Below are 15,506 nucleotides of genomic sequence, written 5' to 3' on the forward strand. Positions count from 1 at the left end.
TTATGTTGCGCAAGCCACTCTTTATTTTCTATTTTCTTTTTTTCTACGCAATTATGCAGCTTATTTGGTGGGGTGTATTGCTTGCGCAGATTGCTCCAGAGCGGAAAGCAATGTTTATTGGGGAAGGGCTTTTCTTCTTTGTTATCTTTATAGGCGGCGCCATCAAGTTAAAACAGGCTTTAAAAAGAGAGAAGAAATTGCATCAGCAACAGCATAACTTTATGTTATCAGTCACCCACGAGTTAAAATCGCCACTTGCATCCATTAAGCTTTATATACAGACAATTTTAAAACGTGAGTTAGATAGAGAGCAACAGCAACAGTTCTTAAAGAACTCATTGAAGGATATTGAGAGGCTCGATGATTTAGTTGAAAATGTGCTGATTGCTACCAAACTGGAGAGCCAAAAGGTGCAATTCCAGAAAGAGCGATTCAACTTTTCTAATGTGGTGACCAGAATTTCAGAACGTTTGCAAGTCTATTCGTGCACAACACAAAGTATCAAATTGAATGTCGAGCCGGATATCTATATCAATGGAGATCATTTCGCACTTTCTTCAATGATAACCAATCTGCTTGAAAATGCTATCAAATATTCACCACCCTGCGAGCAGGTAGCCGTAAAGCTATATGAGGATAAAGGAAGCATTGTCCTTTCGGTTGCTGATTTTGGCATCGGGGTAGATGACGAAGAGAAAAAACGTATATTTAGTAAGTTTTACCGTGTTGGGAGCGAAGAAACACGTAAAACGAAAGGAACGGGGCTTGGCTTGTATATCGTGAAAACAGTGGTTGACAGGCATTACGGCCAGATTAAGGTAAAGGATAATAAACCTTCAGGAACTATTTTTGAAATAACATTTAATCAGTAAGTATGCAACATAGTAAGCAAAGAATATTGCTCGTCGAAGACGAAGAACACCTTCTGGAAGCCATTAAGTTAAATCTTGAGATGGAAGGTTATAAAGTTTCAACCGCCACTGACGGGAAAAAAGCTTTAAAAACATATAAAGAGGAGCGTTTTAATCTAATTATTCTAGATGTCATGATTCCGGAGATCGATGGATTTCAAGTTGCTGAAACAATCAGACTTGAGAATTCAGATATTCCCATCATGTTCCTGACAGCTAAAAATACAAGTGAGGACCGAGTAACCGGTTTAAAAAAAGGAGCTGATGACTATTTAGTCAAACCTTTTAATCTTGAGGAACTGATCCTCCGTGTAGGAATCCTTGTTCGCAGGAGTCTTTCCGGTGATGAATTAAAAGAACTTACGACTTACAAAATAGGTGACAAGACTATTGATTTTAAGTCTTTTGAGCTCAGGAAAGGTGACGAAGTAATCGCTGCACTGACGAAAAAGGAAACAATGTTATTGAAGTTGTTAATAGAGCGACGGAATGAAGCGGTTTCGAGAGAGCAAATTTTAGAAACCGTATGGAATTACGATGTCTATCCGTCGACACGTACGATCGATAACTTCATCTTGACGTTTAGAAAATACTTTGAACCTGATCAGAAAAATCCTACTTATTTTCATTCCATTCGCGGAGTAGGGTATAAATTTACTGACCCTAAAAGAGACTAATGCTTACATCCAAATGGCGGTGGGTAATCATCGTAGTTGCTATGATGCTTTTGGCATGGAACCTTTATAATCGCTCGTATCAGCTAGTGTATTTATTAGCGGCTTTGATAGCCTATACGATATGGTCGCATTTTAAAGAAGGTACCGTGGTGTCAGCATCACAAGCATTTAAAGACAAAGAATATGATAAGGCTAGAAAACTATTAGCCGATATTAAAAATCCAGAATATCTCCGTAAAAACCGTAGGAACTATTACGAATTTATAAGTGGTAATTTGGCTCTGCAACTCTTAGATGATGCAAAGGCTGAATATCATTTTCAGATAGCGTCTCGATTACCATTTAGGCGCCCTAACGATAAAGCGATCATCTTTGTACACTTAGCTAATATCAACCTTAGAAAGAAAGACTATGATCGAGTAAGAGCCTATCTCGAGAAGGCATCAGAGTTGGATGTTAGCTCAAGAATAGCACAAATAATTAATAGAATAGAAAACGAAATACCAAAAACGAAGTGAATCAAAACGTAGAGAACAGTTTGTTTATCCGCGCTGCCCAGTCAAAGCAGACGGAGCGTCCACCTGTATGGATGATGCGCCAGGCCGGTAGATTTATGCCTGAATATTGGGAAATAAAGAATAAATATTCTTTCCTTGAAATGTGTAAGACACCTGAATTAGCAGCCGATGTGACGATGCTTCCAGTTGATCTTTTAGACATCGATGCCGCTATCTTATTCTCGGATATTTTAGTGACTGCGGAAGCAATGGGAGGCGACCTGAGTTTCGAACAAGGTGTAGGCCCTCGTTTCTCCAATCCGGTTCGGAGTAAAGCAGATGCCGACGCTTTGCGTACGGATGTAGTTGATAAGCTTCAGTATGTAGCCGATGCAGTAAAAGAGACTCAGAGCAGACTAAACGGTCGGATTCCATTAATCGGATTTGCTGGAGCTCCTTTCACTGTATTAAGCTATTTAGTTGAAGGTGGAGGCACCAAAGATTTTAAAAAGACCAAGAGGTTGATGCATAATAATCCAGAACTTGCACACTTGATTTTGTCTAAGATCACAAAGGTGACTATTGATTATCTAAATATGCAGATTGAAGCTGGTGTAAATGCTCTTCAGATCTTTGATAGCTGGGCGCAGGCCTTATCGTGGGACGATTATGAGGAATTTTCTCATCGCTATATAAAGGAAATTATCGCTGGTTTAAATCGGCAAAATGTTCCCATTATTTCGTTCGGAAAAGGGAGTTCTGTTTTTGCCCCTTTAATGGCCGAAGCAAAACCGGATGTGATTTCCGTCGACTGGAATGCGAATCTGCGCACACTCAAGGATTCGCTTCCTGCGGGTATTGCAGTGCAGGGAAACTTGGATCCCTATATTTTCTACGCTGACAAGGAAGTCATCAAAAAGCGTATATATAAATTATTCGATAGTATGCGTGGAGTGGACGGGTACATCTTCAATTTGGGACATGGTATTATGCCCGATTTCTCTTTTGATAAAGTGAAATATGCAGTAGACGCAATTAAAGAGTACCGATATTAAGGAACATAGAGCCTAAAAAGTGATTTATTTATACGCTAAATCGATCCATATTATATTTGTCATTTGTTGGATGGCCGGACTTTTTTATATCGTCCGGCTATTCGTTTACCATGCCGAAGCTAAACTGAAAAAGGCCGCTGAATATAAGGTGTTGCATGAGCAATTTATGGTTATGGAAAAGAGGTTGTGGTGGGTTATAACCACTCCCTCCATGTACCTGACTATTATGGCGGGTATCGTGATGTTGTTAGTTAATCCAGCTTTGTTGCAGACACCGTGGATGCATGTTAAACTAGGCTTTGTTCTCGCACTGATAATCTATCACTTTAAATGCCAGCAGATTATTAAAAAACTATCCTTAGAAAAGAATCAATGGACGTCTTCGCAGTTGAGGTTGTGGAACGAAGTTTCGACGATTATTCTATTTGCGATCGTTTTTATCGTCGTGTTAAAAAGCGCGGTAAACTGGATATATGGTTTGGCGGGACTAGTTTCATTAGCGATTATCTTAATGATCGCTATTAAAATGTATAAACGTTATCGACAGAGGAAGCAAGAGAATCAGGAAAGCTAATACAATATTGTGAACTTAAAATCAAGTGGTTGAAAGGCTTCAATCAGACTGTCAATTAATTCATCTCCATATTTCACATAGAAAGAACCGAAGTTCTCCATTCGCTCTTGCAAAATACCTCCAGGGAACATTTTTTTCTTGATAAGCTCAATCTGTTCGAGTGCTTCCGTGTAATTTTTTTGGTCAGCTTTAAGTAGTTTTTTCTCCAGCCTGTCAATCGCTTTTTTTAATCTCGCTTCGATAGCTTCTGTACTTGGACCTAATGTTGGGTCAATTTTATGAGCGCGTAGTTTAATCTTCTCAAATATTGAATTGAACTCTCGCCACTCATCGTTAAGGTTGAGCCGGTGTTTGCTGTGAACACGAACATATTCTTTTTTTAACTCTGAAGAATCCTTAAAAAAGCTCTTATATGTGAAGTTTAATCGGAAAATTTTTTCGCTAAGCTCTTTACTGACAATCATTGCTGAATTGCGGGGGATAAGGATTGGAAACTCGATTTTATAGAATTCGAACAATCCTTTTAGCTGGAGCCAGTAGCTCACTTCCGCGCCACCGCCTATATAAGCAATGTTAGGTAAGACAAGCTCTTGATATAAAGGACGCATAATCACATTTGGACTAAAACGCTCAGGATGCTCATCCACTTCTCTTTCAAGTGCCTCTTTCGTAAACGTAATATCACTATTCAATACCTCAAACTCTCCGCTCTTATTCACGATAATCCGCTCTCTTAACTTATCCAATAAATAGAAGAAGTTGATGTCACGAACATGAACTTGCGACTTATATCCCTGTTCTTCCAGGACCTCACTGGTTTTAGAAACTTCTCTACTGCTATTCTGCTCAAGGATATCCGCCTTTATAATTGGTGATAACAGTTGTTTTAATTCGGGTCTGTCGGCATCAATAACAACCAAACCGTATTCGCCAAATAATTGGTTAACTAAGGAGCGGGTCGCATCGGCTAAGTTAGCATGGCTCATGTAGGCGTTCCCGATAATGTTAGATAGTTTCTCCGAATTAGCGGAAAGTCCTAAGATATTTTGATATGCTTTTACAGTCTCTTCGATTCCATCGGTTGTCAGCCGCCCCGTGGCGCCTGAAGCATCTCTGTCCCAGCGAATGGTATCTCTGAAAATGTGCGTATGATTTATCTCCTCAAAATCATGATCTTCCGTTGCCATCCAATATACTGGTATGAAGTCATGGTCTGGGAATTTAACCTTTAGGTCTTGGCTTAACTTAATGGTAGAAGCAATTTTAAAAATGAAGTAAAGCGGACCGGTAAATAGATTTAATTGATGACCAGTTGTTATTGTAAACGCATTTTTATTTTTCAATAACCGGATATTCTCTGACGACTTTTCTGTGGTAGATTCATCTTGTTGATCCAATAAGCTTGACACCAAGATGTCACGATTCTGAAAGCTAGCTTTTTTCTTTATCTGACGTTCGAAACCGTCAATTGTAGGTTTATTCGAATAAAAACCACTAAGCGAAGCATTATCTTCTATATAATCCAAAAGAAGAGAGGAGAAGCTGAATGTATCACGGTAGTCAATCGATGTCGCCTTCATTATACGTTTTATTTTACAACGGAACCATAGAGATCGAAGTCGTCTGCACGATCTATCTGAATTTCTGCAAACCTGCCAACGGTGAGATAGTCAGCTTGCTTCGGAATCAAAACCTCATTATCTACTTCTGGAGAGTCAAACTCGGTCCTTCCAACATAGTAGTCACCTTCCACCTTATCGATCATCACTCTAAAGGTTTTTCCAACCTTTAGTTGATTCTTTTCAAAAGAAATATTCTGTTGGATCTCCATGATCTCTTCAACCCGAGCATTTTTAACCTCATCGGGAACGTCATCGTTCAATGTATGAGCATGTGTATTTTCTTCGTGTGAATAGGTGAAGCAGCCCAAGCGATCAAATTTTGTTTCAGCAACCCATTCTTTTAATTCTTCAAAATCATCTTCTGTTTCGCCTGGATACCCTCCAATGAGCGTAGTTCTGAGAGCTATATCCGGAATGATGTCTCTAATAGAATTTACAAGATCAATTGTTTTTTGCTTTGTAATTCCTCTACGCATTGATTTTAGCATATTGTCCGATATGTGTTGAAGGGGCATGTCTAAGTAATTGCAAATATTACTCCGTTCCTTCATCACATCAATAATGTCCATCGGAAAGCCTGATGGATATGCATATTGTAAACGAATCCATTCAATACCTTCGATATCGGAAAGATTTTTGAGTAAGTCGGAAAGGTTTCGCTTGCCGTATAGGTCCAATCCATAATAGGTCAGGTCCTGCGCAATCAATATTAGCTCTTGGGTTCCGTTCTTAGCAAGATATTTTGCTTCTTGAACCAAGGCCTCGATGGGTTTTGAAACATGTTTGCCTCGCATAAGTGGAATCGCACAAAATGAACAAGGCCTATTACATCCCTCCGCGATTTTAAAATACGAGAAATGAGAAGGAGTTGTTAGAAGTCTTTCACCCACAAGCTCATATTTATAATCGGCCCCAACCGATGTTAATAGCTCTTGCAAGTCATTTGTTCCAAAGTAATTATCGACATTTGGAATTTCTTGCTCTAATTCTGGTTTGTACCGCTCGGATAAGCATCCCGTGACGATCACCTTTTTTAGTTTTCCTTGATCTTTTAGCGCACTGTATTCGAGTATGGTATCAATCGATTCTTGTTTAGCATTATCGATAAAACCACACGTATTGATAATAACAATGTCATCTTCACGAACGTCCTGGTCTTCATGAACCACGTCGATTTTATTGCCTTTCAGCTGCCCCATTAACACCTCACTATCGTGTGTGTTCTTCGAACAACCCAAGGTTACAACATTTATACGTGGCTTCTTCACGGCCTCCACCTCTTCTAGTCTTGTTTTCATTCTATTTGAATAGCGAGTTCACAAACTCTTTTTTGTTAAACAACTGCAAGTCATCGACGCTTTCTCCGACACCAATATACTTAACAGGAATCTTAAACTGGTCAGAAACGCCAATTACAACCCCTCCTTTGGCAGTGCCGTCAAGTTTCGTCAATGCTAATGCGTTTACATCGGTTGCCTGCGTAAATTGACGACATTGTTCAATGGCGTTTTGCCCTGTTGACGCATCTAGAACTAACAGTATTTCATGAGGAGCATCTGGAATTACCTTTCTCATGACATTCTTTATTTTTGTCAATTCGTTCATGAGTGCCACTTTATTATGTAGCCTTCCGGCGGTATCAATAATCACGACATCTTCATCATTTGCAACCGCCGATTGTAGTGTGTCAAAGGCTACGGATGCTGGATCTGACCCCATCGCTTGATGCACTACGCGAACGCCAACACGTTCACCCCATAGTCTAATTTGATCAACCGCAGCAGCGCGAAACGTGTCAGCAGCTCCAAGGACAACTTTATTCCCGTTTTTTTTAAGCTTATGGGCAAGTTTTCCTATGGTGGTCGTCTTTCCTACTCCATTAACCCCTACTACCATGATCACATAGGGTTTACTTTTTCCATATTCAAACTCCGCAAAATCGTCACTGTTGTTCTCGGCTAGCAGCCCCTGAATCTCGTCTCTTAAGATCTGATTTAATTCGGATGTATTAACATACTTATCACGCGCTACTCTAGCCTCGATACGATCGATGATCTTAAGCGTAGTGGTGACTCCCACATCAGATGTTACTAGGATTTCCTCTAATTCGTCTAAGACTTCATCATCAACAGTTGATTTTCCTACAACTGCTTTAGAAATCTTTGAAAAAAAACCTTCCTTAGTTTTTTCCAGCCCCTTGTCCAGAGCCTCTTTCATCTCCTCGGTAGGTTTTTCTTTCTTCTTAAAAAAATCGAATAACGCCATGATATATTTGAAATATTAATCCTGATAAAGATAGGAATTTTGCAACTGTATAAAAGCAAAAAAGCCCTTCCAGATTAGAATTGGAACGGCTTAAAATAACGTTTGGTAAATTTATTACTCGGCTGTTGGAGTTTCGATACTTTCTTTAGCTACTTCAACCGCATCTTTGATGTGGTCGTTGTGCGCAATAAGCTCTTTGAACGAATACGCTCCAGTTTTCGGAGAACGTACAGCTGTAATAACTTTTGTATAATCTTTTCCTTTTCCTGTTTTTAAGGATGCTACTGATTTCTTTGCCATTTCTTTATGTCTTTATTACGCGATTGCGTTTATAAAAAGATGTTATTTGATTTCTTTATGAACAGTAACTTTACGCAATACCGGATTGAATTTCTTCAGTTCTAAGCGTTCAGTTGTGTTTTTCTTGTTTTTAGTAGTAATGTAACGAGACATTCCCGGCATACCACTTTCTTTGTGTTCAGTACATTCTAAAATTACTTGAACTCTGTTACCTTTTTTAGCCATTATTGTATTTCTTAGATTCGGTCCTCAATAAATAATAGTGGAACGAAAAGTTTATTTTAAGATTCGAAAAGCATATGGGTGAGAAAATGCTAAACGTACCCTTTTTTGATAAATTTATTAATAACTGCAGATATCCCTAACTTATTGATTGTTTTGATAGCTGATGTAGATACCTTCAAGGTAATCCAACGGTCCTCTTCTGGGATATAAAACCTCTTTGTTTGAAGGTTTGGGTAAAATCTACGAATGGTTTTAACGTTTGAGTTAGAAACCTTATGTCCTTTTAATGCTGATTTACCAGTTAAATCACAAACTCTTGCCATGACTAATGCTATTTCGTTCTGTTATAATACTCTACTATTTTAAAGAGTGTGCAAATATCGAAAATTGTTTTTGATTATGCAATAATATTTCGATTTGATTTTATTCGTCACCCACAAAGATAATTCATATTCAGTAAATTGTTCAATGTATTAGTCTGGTTGAGGTATCGATTGAGTGATTGACATACTGGGCTTTTGTTTATTGTAGAATGAGGCTCGCGCGCGAAGCAATTTATAAAGCAAAACGTAAACTCGGAATAAACGGGTACGGTAACGTTGAATCCCCAACATAAACATAGAAATAATTTGCTTTTGTATTTTTATTCTTAAATTTAGAAATTCAATAACCTAACCTACGATTTAGAAATTATAGAACAGTAAGACAACCATGGAATTAAAAGTTAAAGATTTTGATGATTACCAAAAGACCTACGATGATAGTGTTAAAAATCCGGAAGAGTTTTGGGAAGGAATTGCAGAGACATTTTTTTGGAAGAAAAAGTGGACAAATGTATTGAGTTGGGATTTTGACAAACCCGATATCAAATGGTTCGAGAATGGTAAAGTCAATATCTCAGAAAATTGTCTGGATAGGCATATTTACAATAACGGCGACAAGCCCGCTATCATTTGGGAGCCCAATGACCCGAGTGAAGCAGCTCGTATTTTAAGTTATAAGCAATTGCTGGAAAAGGTAGAGCAATTCGCAAACGTACTTAAGAATAATGGTGTTCGAAAAGGAGATAGAGTATGTATCTATCTTCCTATGGTGCCCGAATTGCCGATTGCAATTTTAGCGTGTGCGCGAATAGGAGCTATACATTCGGTTGTTTTCGGTGGTTTTTCTGCCCAGTCGATCTCTGATCGGATTAATGATGCACAATGTTCGCTTGTTATTACGGCTGACGGCGGATTCAGAGGGTCAAAGGTGATCGAATTGAAAAGTATTGTAGATGATGCTTTGGTGACTTGCGATAGTGTGGAAAAGGTAATCGTATTGACGCGAGCTCGTATCGGGGTATCTATGATTAAGGGGAGAGATGTATGGTGGGAGGATGAAATACACAAAGTGGAAAGCCAAGGTAATCCGGTTTGCCCAGCTGAAGAGATGGACGCTGAAGATACCCTATTCATTCTATATACCTCGGGATCAACAGGCAAGCCAAAAGGTGTCGTGCATACTACGGGGGGATATATGGTTTATACCGGTTACACGTTCAGCAATGTATTTCAATACAATCCGGAAGAAATATTCTTTTGTACAGCGGATATTGGTTGGATAACCGGGCATTCCTACATCGTCTATGGCCCTTTGTCACAAGGTGCGACATCTGTAATGTTTGAAGGTGTTCCTACATGGCCCGATGCAGGACGTATGTGGGATATTGTAGAGAAACATAAGGTTAATATTTTATATACCGCCCCCACTGCAATCCGTTCCTTAATGGCTGCTGGTGATGAATATGTTGACGGCAAAGACTTGAGTTCAATTACTAAGTTAGGTTCAGTTGGTGAGCCTATCAATGAAGAAGCATGGAATTGGTATAATGAGAAAGTAGGAAAAGGGAAAGCTCCGATCGTAGATACTTGGTGGCAAACTGAAAACGGTGGAATCTTAATTAGTCCGATCGCTGGTGTTACGCCTACAAAACCAGGCTATGCCATGCTTCCATTGCCGGGTGTACAGCCGGTTTTAGTTGACGAAAAAGGAAAGGTATTAGAAGGTAATGGCGTTTCGGGTAACTTATGTATCAAGTTCCCATGGCCGGGGATGCTTCGTACCACATGGGGCGATCATGAACGCTGTCGACAGACTTATTTTTCGACCTATAAAGGTATGTATTTCACTGGTGATGGTTGTTTGCGAGATGAAGATGGTCATTATCGTATTACCGGCCGCGTGGATGACGTGCTAAACGTGTCTGGACACCGAATTGGGACTGCGGAATTAGAAAATGCCATTAATATGCATAGCGATGTTGTAGAGTCTGCCATTGTGGGATACCCACATCCGGTTAAAGGGCAAGGTATTTACGCCTTCGTTATTTTGGATAACGTCCATCACGATGAGGACTTAACTCGTAAGGATATTAATGCGACAGTTTCTAGGATTATTGGCGCAATTGCGAAGCCGGATATCATTCAGTTTGTTCCGGATTTGCCAAAAACTCGTTCCGGCAAAATCATGCGACGGATTCTTCGGAAAATTGTCGAAGGCGACTTAGGCAGTATCGGTGATGTGTCTACCTTGCTTGATCCTAGTATTGTAGAAGAAATAAAAGATGGTGCAGCAAAAATGAAGTCGTAAATAGTATTGTTACAAAACAAATTCTTATCAATGGCTGTTCTCCTAATAGTTAATTAATTGAATATTTTAACTTTTAAAATAAAAGAGAATGTCGAATTTAAAATTGAAAGGATCTTGGAACGAGATCAAAGGAAAAGCAAAACAGTCATACGCAGATTTGACCGATGATGATTTGTTATATGAAGAAGGAAAAGAAGACGAATTGTTAGGTCGGCTACAGAAAAAGACAGGAAAGACCCGTGATGAAGTAGTCAACTGGCTTAATGAATTATAATCTGATCCTGAATCAAAGAAAAGCGCCGTAACTTTAATTAGTTACGGCGCTTTTCTTTTCTTAAATTCGCAGAATGGCAGACAAGAAAATGACCGACGCACGAAAGCCCACCATACTAGTTGTCAATGACGATGGCATCACTGCCCCGGGGATTAAAGTGCTCCTTGAGGAAATGCAGAAAATAGGTGACGTGACGGTAGTTGCTCCCGACAGCCCACAATCGGGTATGGGGCATGCGATTACGATAGGTAAACCACTTCGGATCGATGAGGTACACATCTATCCCGGCGTGAAAATGTATAAATGCTCCGGAACGCCCGTGGATTGTGTTAAGTTAGCCGTCAACAAAATTTTCAAAGGTAAAGCTCCTGATATCTGTGTTTCCGGAATCAATCATGGGCTTAATAATTCCATCAATGTACTTTATTCGGGTACAATGTCAGCCGCTGTAGAAGGTGCAATAGAAGGGATCCCATCAATAGGTTTTTCCTACGATGATTTTGCTTACGATGCGAATTTTGGGAATTGCCGTCCCTTCGTAAGAGCCATTACAGAAGAAGTATTAAAACATGGCTTGCAAAAAGGAACTCTCCTAAATGTAAACTTTCCCAAAGTGGATCAGATAAAAGGCGTGCGTGTTTGCCGGCAAGGCAATGCCAAATGGGCTGAAGAGTTTGATGAACGTCTCGATCCGTATCAACGAAGTTATTTCTGGCTCACGGGCGTTTTTGTTTCTACTGATCATGGAGAGGATACTGACGTTTGGGCACTAAAGAATGGATATGCGTCTATGGTGCCTGTTCAATTTGACATGACAGCACACCATGCTATTCCAGAGCTTAACTCTTGGTCATTTGATATTAGTTCAAAGCCAGGTCCTATAAAGACTACGGAAGGCAAAGCAAGTGAGGAAAACTCATTTGACGCTAACCCCGGATTAGGATAATACATTGAAAAGAGATAATTTATATTTCGGATTACTGCTAGGATTGGTCGCTCCATTGCTGTCTTATTTATTGCTTAGCACAAATCTGATCGCTACCAATAAACCTCTTGCGTTTTTTGCTGTCGCGGGTTTGTTAAATCTTTTGTTAATGCGCTATTTCTATCATTTTCAACTGGGAAAAAGTGCGCAAGGCATTATCATTAGTACTTTCATTAGCTTGCTGTTTTTGCTATTTTTGGGGAATCTTCATTTAGAGATCTAATAATGAACTATTATCTCATAGCCGGTGAAACCTCGGGCGACCTACATGGCGCGAATCTTATGCGTGCGCTTAAAAAGAAAGATGAACAGTCTTCGTTTCGATTTGTAGGTGGCAATGAAATGGAGGTTGAAGGCGGTCAAAGCGCCGTTATTCATACATCTTCCATGGCTTTTATGGGCTTCGTAGAGGTGCTTGCCAATGTCTTCACTATTTTTAAAAATTTGAAGAAAGTAAAAAAGGATCTTTTGGATTACCGCCCAGATGCACTTATTTTAATCGATTTTCCAGGTTTTAACCTGAAGATTGCTGAGTTCGCTAAAAAAAATCAGATCAAGGTTTTCTATTATATATCCCCGAAGGTATGGGCTTGGAATCAAAAGCGAGTTTTAAAGATTAAGAAACGTGTAGATCATATGTTTTGTATCCTGCCCTTCGAAGTAGATTTTTATGAAAAATGGGGCATGCGAATCGATTACGTGGGAAATCCACTACTTGATGCGATTAGTCGGTTTGGGCCAGAAAGCAACTTTAGAGAAAAACACGGGTTATCGTCGAAGCCAATTGTTGCGCTGCTGCCGGGTAGCCGTAAGATGGAGGTGTCAAAACATCTGCCGCTTATGGCTGTATTGCCAAAGCATTTTCCACGATATCAGTTTGTTATAGCCGGAGCGCCCAATTTTTCTACAAGTTATTATGAACAATTTTTTGATGCAGATCAACTTCCTGTGATCTTCAATCAAACATATGACCTTCTTACCCATGCAGAAGCAGCTATTGTGGTCAGCGGCACGGCAACATTAGAAACTGCCTTGTTTCATGTACCGCAGGTAGTCGTCTATAAAGCGAATGCACTTTCCGTATGGTTGGCACGAAAGCTTATCAAGGTAAAGTATATTTCACTGGTGAACCTAATTATGAATGTTCCTGTCGTTCGCGAGCTTATCCAAGGTGAATATAATGTTGATTTGGTTAAAGATGAAGTTGACCGCCTGCTGAATAATGAACCCTACCGTGCAAATATGCTTCAAAATTATAAGTCCTTGGATATTAAAATGGGAGAAGTAGGTGCCTCTGAGCGAACCGCTGAATTAATCATAAAGTATCTTAGATAGAAAGTTTCGTTTTATAATCAAAATATTTATCTTCATAAAATAAACAAATCATACATAATGAAAAGCGTACTGCCAGTTGTAGCCATATCCATATTGTTAGCCTTCATTGGTTGCTCTACCGTTAATCAAACTGATAAGCTTAATTATTCAAATGTGGTATTTATTGATTCAACAGACACTCAAACTGACATTGTCAGAAAGGCTGCCACCGTACGTCCTTCTGACAAGCAACTGACATGGCAAAAATATGAACTAACCGCTTTTTTCCATTTCGGCGTTAATACGTTTACGGGACGTGAGTGGGGGACAGGAGATGAAGACCCGGCAATTTTTAATCCTACGGATCTAGATGTTGAGCAATGGGTAAAGACCATGAAGGATGCGGGGTTTAAGTTGGCTATTCTAACAGCGAAACACCATGATGGCTTTTGTTTATGGCCTTCGGAACAGACAGAGCATTCCATAAAGAACAGTCCTTATCAGGATGGGGAAGGCGATCTTGTTAGGGAGTTTACCGACGCGTGTAAAAAGTATGGGATGAAAGCTGGGATCTATCTGTCACCTTGGGATATGAATCATCCCACATATGGAGACTCTCCTGCCTATAACGAGGTGTTCCGTCAGCAATTGACGGAATTATTGAGCAATTACGGGCCAATAGACGAGGTTTGGTTCGATGGTGCGAATGGAGAAGGGCCAAATGGAAAAGTTCAGGAATATGATTTCCCGTCCTATTATAAATTGATTAATGAATTGCAGCCGAACGCAGTCATAGCTATCATGGGTCCGGACGTGCGGTGGGTAGGTACAGAGACTGGTTATGGTCGCCTAACCGAATGGAGTGTAGTGCCGACCGACGGTACAACCATTGATAAAGTTGCTGCAGAATCTCAAAACCAAGTCAGTTTTGCACCCAAAAAAGATTTACGTGGCGAAGATCTAGGTAGCCGCGAAGTTATTAAAGATGCTTCCGGCCTAGTATGGTATCCCGCAGAGACGGACGTATCTATCCGTCAGGGCTGGTTTTTTCATGAAGATCAAGAACCGAAAAGTTTAGAAAAACTTCTTGATATCTATGTTAGTTCAGTCGGCAGAAATGGAGTTCTTTTACTGAACGTTCCACCGGATAAACGAGGAAGAATCCATGAAAGTGACAGCCTTGTTTTGGCCGAGTTTGGTAAAGTTATTAACGAGGTGTTCAGTAACAACCTAATTAACGGCGCAGAAGTGTCGGGTGATGGGAAAGGTCTTCATACTCTCTTAGACGACGATTTCGACAGCTATTGGACAACCGAGTCGGAGTCTGACACGACGGCAACCTTGGAGTTTACAGCTGAGAGCCCGGTTCAGTTTAATACCGTACAACTGCAAGAGTACATTACGCTTGGTCAGCGCGTCGAGTCTTTTGTTGTAGAGTACTGGTCAGAAAACGAATGGAAGGTAGCTGGTGAGGGGACAACAATCGGTTATAAGCGTATCTTGCATTTCGATCCGATAATAAGCTCTAAAATACGCCTGCGTATCACCTCGTCAAGATTAAATCCAAGGCTTAGTAGCTTCGGTCTATTCAGTATGCCGGAGTTTAAGTCGGCTCTCTAATAATTAATGAAAGTCATTGAAAAATTCTCGAGTGTATGGTCCCGATGTTGCATGGTCACCCGTTTTAAAGATAAAATTAACAACGTTCACCGAGTCTAACTCACTAAACGCATAAGTCGCCTCTGCTAAATAGCTGTTAGCACCGGCTGATCCCATTCCTTGCGTCAAATGTGTAGCATCATCAATAAATACGTCCAGAGTATCCGATCGTTGATCACCCATTCGTATGTTGATTTCGGGGTACTTTGTGTTTAGTGCTTCAACATACCCATCACCATTGGGTACGAAGCCAGAATCATCCGGATTTTCGATAATGTTAAAACGAGCAGTTTCTTCACTAAAAACTACGATGTAAGGTAGTGCGGGAGGAGTAAGATCGACACCGGATGTCGTATCAATAACAGACGTGCTATCAATTACCACGATAGAATCTTGTTCCTGGGCATTTTGTCGACTGTCGCTCACGCAAGCATTCAGGATTAGAGAAAAGGCGAGAAGCGAAGGGATTAAATATTTTAGTGATTTCATCGTTTTGGTTTTTCTTGTACAGATACAA

The 15,506-nt window shown here is 40.0% G+C and carries 17 protein-coding genes; 10 read left to right on the plus strand and 7 right to left on the minus strand.

All coding sequences use genetic code 11. The features are described from left to right. Positions 1-5: 5 nt before the first annotated feature. Genes WKR92_RS08945 through hemJ form a run of 5 tightly spaced genes read left to right on the plus strand, consistent with a single transcriptional unit; the run spans position 6 to position 3,714 of the window. Positions 6-872, plus strand: coding sequence for a sensor histidine kinase (locus WKR92_RS08945; RefSeq protein WP_375557970.1), 867 nt, complete (start codon positions 6-8; stop codon positions 870-872). Between the two features lie 2 nt (positions 873-874). After that, positions 875-1,588 (plus strand): response regulator transcription factor, encoded by a 714-nt coding sequence (locus WKR92_RS08950; RefSeq protein ID WP_375557486.1) that lies wholly within the window; start codon positions 875-877, stop codon positions 1,586-1,588. Further along, positions 1,588-2,106, plus strand: a complete 519-nt coding sequence (locus WKR92_RS08955) for a hypothetical protein (RefSeq protein WP_375557487.1) — start codon at positions 1,588-1,590, stop codon at positions 2,104-2,106. Before WKR92_RS08950 ends, WKR92_RS08955 begins: the two co-directional genes overlap by 1 nt. Further along, entirely contained in the window at positions 2,103-3,140 is a 1,038-nt protein-coding gene (gene hemE / locus WKR92_RS08960) for a uroporphyrinogen decarboxylase (protein WP_375557488.1), read from the plus strand. Before WKR92_RS08955 ends, hemE begins: the two co-directional genes overlap by 4 nt. Before the next feature lie 19 nt (positions 3,141-3,159). Next, positions 3,160-3,714 (plus strand): protoporphyrinogen oxidase HemJ, encoded by a 555-nt coding sequence (hemJ, locus tag WKR92_RS08965; protein WP_375557489.1) that lies wholly within the window; start codon positions 3,160-3,162, stop codon positions 3,712-3,714. Here hemJ and bshC read toward each other — a convergent pair. The 6 genes from bshC to rpmB all read right to left on the minus strand — a co-directional run bounded on the left by bshC (position 3,711) and on the right by rpmB (position 8,449). After that, the gene (gene bshC, locus WKR92_RS08970; protein ID WP_375557490.1) at positions 3,711-5,294 is read right to left on the minus strand and encodes a bacillithiol biosynthesis cysteine-adding enzyme BshC; all 1,584 of its coding nucleotides are present in this window, start codon (positions 5,292-5,294) and stop codon (positions 3,711-3,713) included. The two genes, hemJ and bshC, sit on opposite strands and share 4 nt — an antisense overlap. An 8-nt stretch (positions 5,295-5,302) precedes the next feature. Further along, the gene (rimO, locus tag WKR92_RS08975; protein ID WP_375557491.1) at positions 5,303-6,634 is read right to left on the minus strand and encodes a 30S ribosomal protein S12 methylthiotransferase RimO; all 1,332 of its coding nucleotides are present in this window, start codon (positions 6,632-6,634) and stop codon (positions 5,303-5,305) included. A gap of 1 nt (position 6,635) precedes the next feature. Beyond that, complete coding sequence (ftsY, locus tag WKR92_RS08980; RefSeq protein WP_375557492.1) at positions 6,636-7,601, minus strand: signal recognition particle-docking protein FtsY; 966 nt, start codon at positions 7,599-7,601, stop codon at positions 6,636-6,638. A 114-nt stretch (positions 7,602-7,715) separates the two neighbouring features. Further along, a complete protein-coding gene (locus WKR92_RS08985) occupies positions 7,716-7,901 on the minus strand; it encodes a DUF4295 domain-containing protein (protein ID WP_375557493.1) in 186 nt (61 codons plus the stop codon). 42 nt (positions 7,902-7,943) lie between these two features. Beyond that, complete coding sequence (gene rpmG / locus WKR92_RS08990; RefSeq protein ID WP_074490316.1) at positions 7,944-8,126, minus strand: 50S ribosomal protein L33; 183 nt, start codon at positions 8,124-8,126, stop codon at positions 7,944-7,946. A gap of 89 nt (positions 8,127-8,215) precedes the next feature. Beyond that, the gene (rpmB, locus tag WKR92_RS08995) at positions 8,216-8,449 is read right to left on the minus strand and encodes a 50S ribosomal protein L28 (RefSeq protein ID WP_375557494.1); all 234 of its coding nucleotides are present in this window, start codon (positions 8,447-8,449) and stop codon (positions 8,216-8,218) included. 388 nt (positions 8,450-8,837) lie between these two features. Here rpmB and acs point away from each other — a divergent pair, with 388 nt between their 5' ends. The 5 genes from acs (at position 8,838) to WKR92_RS09020 (ending at position 14,950) form a co-directional block, all read left to right on the plus strand. Beyond that, entirely contained in the window at positions 8,838-10,757 is a 1,920-nt protein-coding gene (gene acs, locus WKR92_RS09000) for an acetate--CoA ligase (RefSeq protein ID WP_375557495.1), read from the plus strand. A gap of 88 nt (positions 10,758-10,845) precedes the next feature. Next, positions 10,846-11,031 (plus strand): CsbD family protein, encoded by a 186-nt coding sequence (locus tag WKR92_RS09005; RefSeq protein WP_375557496.1) that lies wholly within the window; start codon positions 10,846-10,848, stop codon positions 11,029-11,031. A 73-nt stretch (positions 11,032-11,104) separates the two neighbouring features. Continuing rightward, positions 11,105-11,977 (plus strand): 5'/3'-nucleotidase SurE, encoded by an 873-nt coding sequence (surE, locus tag WKR92_RS09010; protein WP_375557497.1) that lies wholly within the window; start codon positions 11,105-11,107, stop codon positions 11,975-11,977. A 264-nt stretch (positions 11,978-12,241) separates the two neighbouring features. After that, the gene (gene lpxB / locus WKR92_RS09015; protein ID WP_375557498.1) at positions 12,242-13,351 is read left to right on the plus strand and encodes a lipid-A-disaccharide synthase; all 1,110 of its coding nucleotides are present in this window, start codon (positions 12,242-12,244) and stop codon (positions 13,349-13,351) included. A 57-nt stretch (positions 13,352-13,408) separates the two neighbouring features. Further along, a complete protein-coding gene (locus WKR92_RS09020) occupies positions 13,409-14,950 on the plus strand; it encodes an alpha-L-fucosidase (protein ID WP_375557499.1) in 1,542 nt (513 codons plus the stop codon). A 3-nt stretch (positions 14,951-14,953) separates the two neighbouring features. Here the strand turns inward: WKR92_RS09020 and WKR92_RS09025 are convergent, their stop codons facing one another. Beyond that, on the minus strand, positions 14,954-15,478 hold the full coding sequence (locus tag WKR92_RS09025) for a hypothetical protein (protein WP_375557500.1): 525 nt from the start codon (positions 15,476-15,478) through the stop codon (positions 14,954-14,956). Positions 15,479-15,506 lie beyond the last annotated feature (28 nt).

It is taken from the genome of Albibacterium profundi, assembly GCF_042159835.1.
In the GTDB taxonomy this organism is placed as follows: Bacteria; Bacteroidota; Bacteroidia; order Sphingobacteriales; family Sphingobacteriaceae; genus Albibacterium; species Albibacterium profundi.

What these genes read in the sequence shown, in the direction of transcription:
- WKR92_RS08950 (WP_375557486.1), top strand. Translation starts at nt 875, where the DNA reads ATGCAACATAGTAAGCAAAGAATATTGCTCGTCGAAGACGAAGAACAC.
- WKR92_RS08955 (WP_375557487.1), top strand. Translation starts at nt 1,588, where the DNA reads ATGCTTACATCCAAATGGCGGTGGGTAATCATCGTAGTTGCTATGATG.
- bshC (WP_375557490.1), bottom strand. Translation starts at nt 5,294, where the DNA reads ATGAAGGCGACATCGATTGACTACCGTGATACATTCAGCTTCTCCTCT.
- rimO (WP_375557491.1), bottom strand. Translation starts at nt 6,634, where the DNA reads ATGAAAACAAGACTAGAAGAGGTGGAGGCCGTGAAGAAGCCACGTATA.
- ftsY (WP_375557492.1), bottom strand. Translation starts at nt 7,601, where the DNA reads ATGGCGTTATTCGATTTTTTTAAGAAGAAAGAAAAACCTACCGAGGAG.
- WKR92_RS08985 (WP_375557493.1), bottom strand. Translation starts at nt 7,901, where the DNA reads ATGGCAAAGAAATCAGTAGCATCCTTAAAAACAGGAAAAGGAAAAGAT.
- rpmG (WP_074490316.1), bottom strand. Translation starts at nt 8,126, where the DNA reads ATGGCTAAAAAAGGTAACAGAGTTCAAGTAATTTTAGAATGTACTGAA.
- rpmB (WP_375557494.1), bottom strand. Translation starts at nt 8,449, where the DNA reads ATGGCAAGAGTTTGTGATTTAACTGGTAAATCAGCATTAAAAGGACAT.
- acs (WP_375557495.1), top strand. Translation starts at nt 8,838, where the DNA reads ATGGAATTAAAAGTTAAAGATTTTGATGATTACCAAAAGACCTACGAT.
- WKR92_RS09005 (WP_375557496.1), top strand. Translation starts at nt 10,846, where the DNA reads ATGTCGAATTTAAAATTGAAAGGATCTTGGAACGAGATCAAAGGAAAA.
- surE (WP_375557497.1), top strand. Translation starts at nt 11,105, where the DNA reads ATGGCAGACAAGAAAATGACCGACGCACGAAAGCCCACCATACTAGTT.
- lpxB (WP_375557498.1), top strand. Translation starts at nt 12,242, where the DNA reads ATGAACTATTATCTCATAGCCGGTGAAACCTCGGGCGACCTACATGGC.
- WKR92_RS09020 (WP_375557499.1), top strand. Translation starts at nt 13,409, where the DNA reads ATGAAAAGCGTACTGCCAGTTGTAGCCATATCCATATTGTTAGCCTTC.
- WKR92_RS09025 (WP_375557500.1), bottom strand. Translation starts at nt 15,478, where the DNA reads ATGAAATCACTAAAATATTTAATCCCTTCGCTTCTCGCCTTTTCTCTA.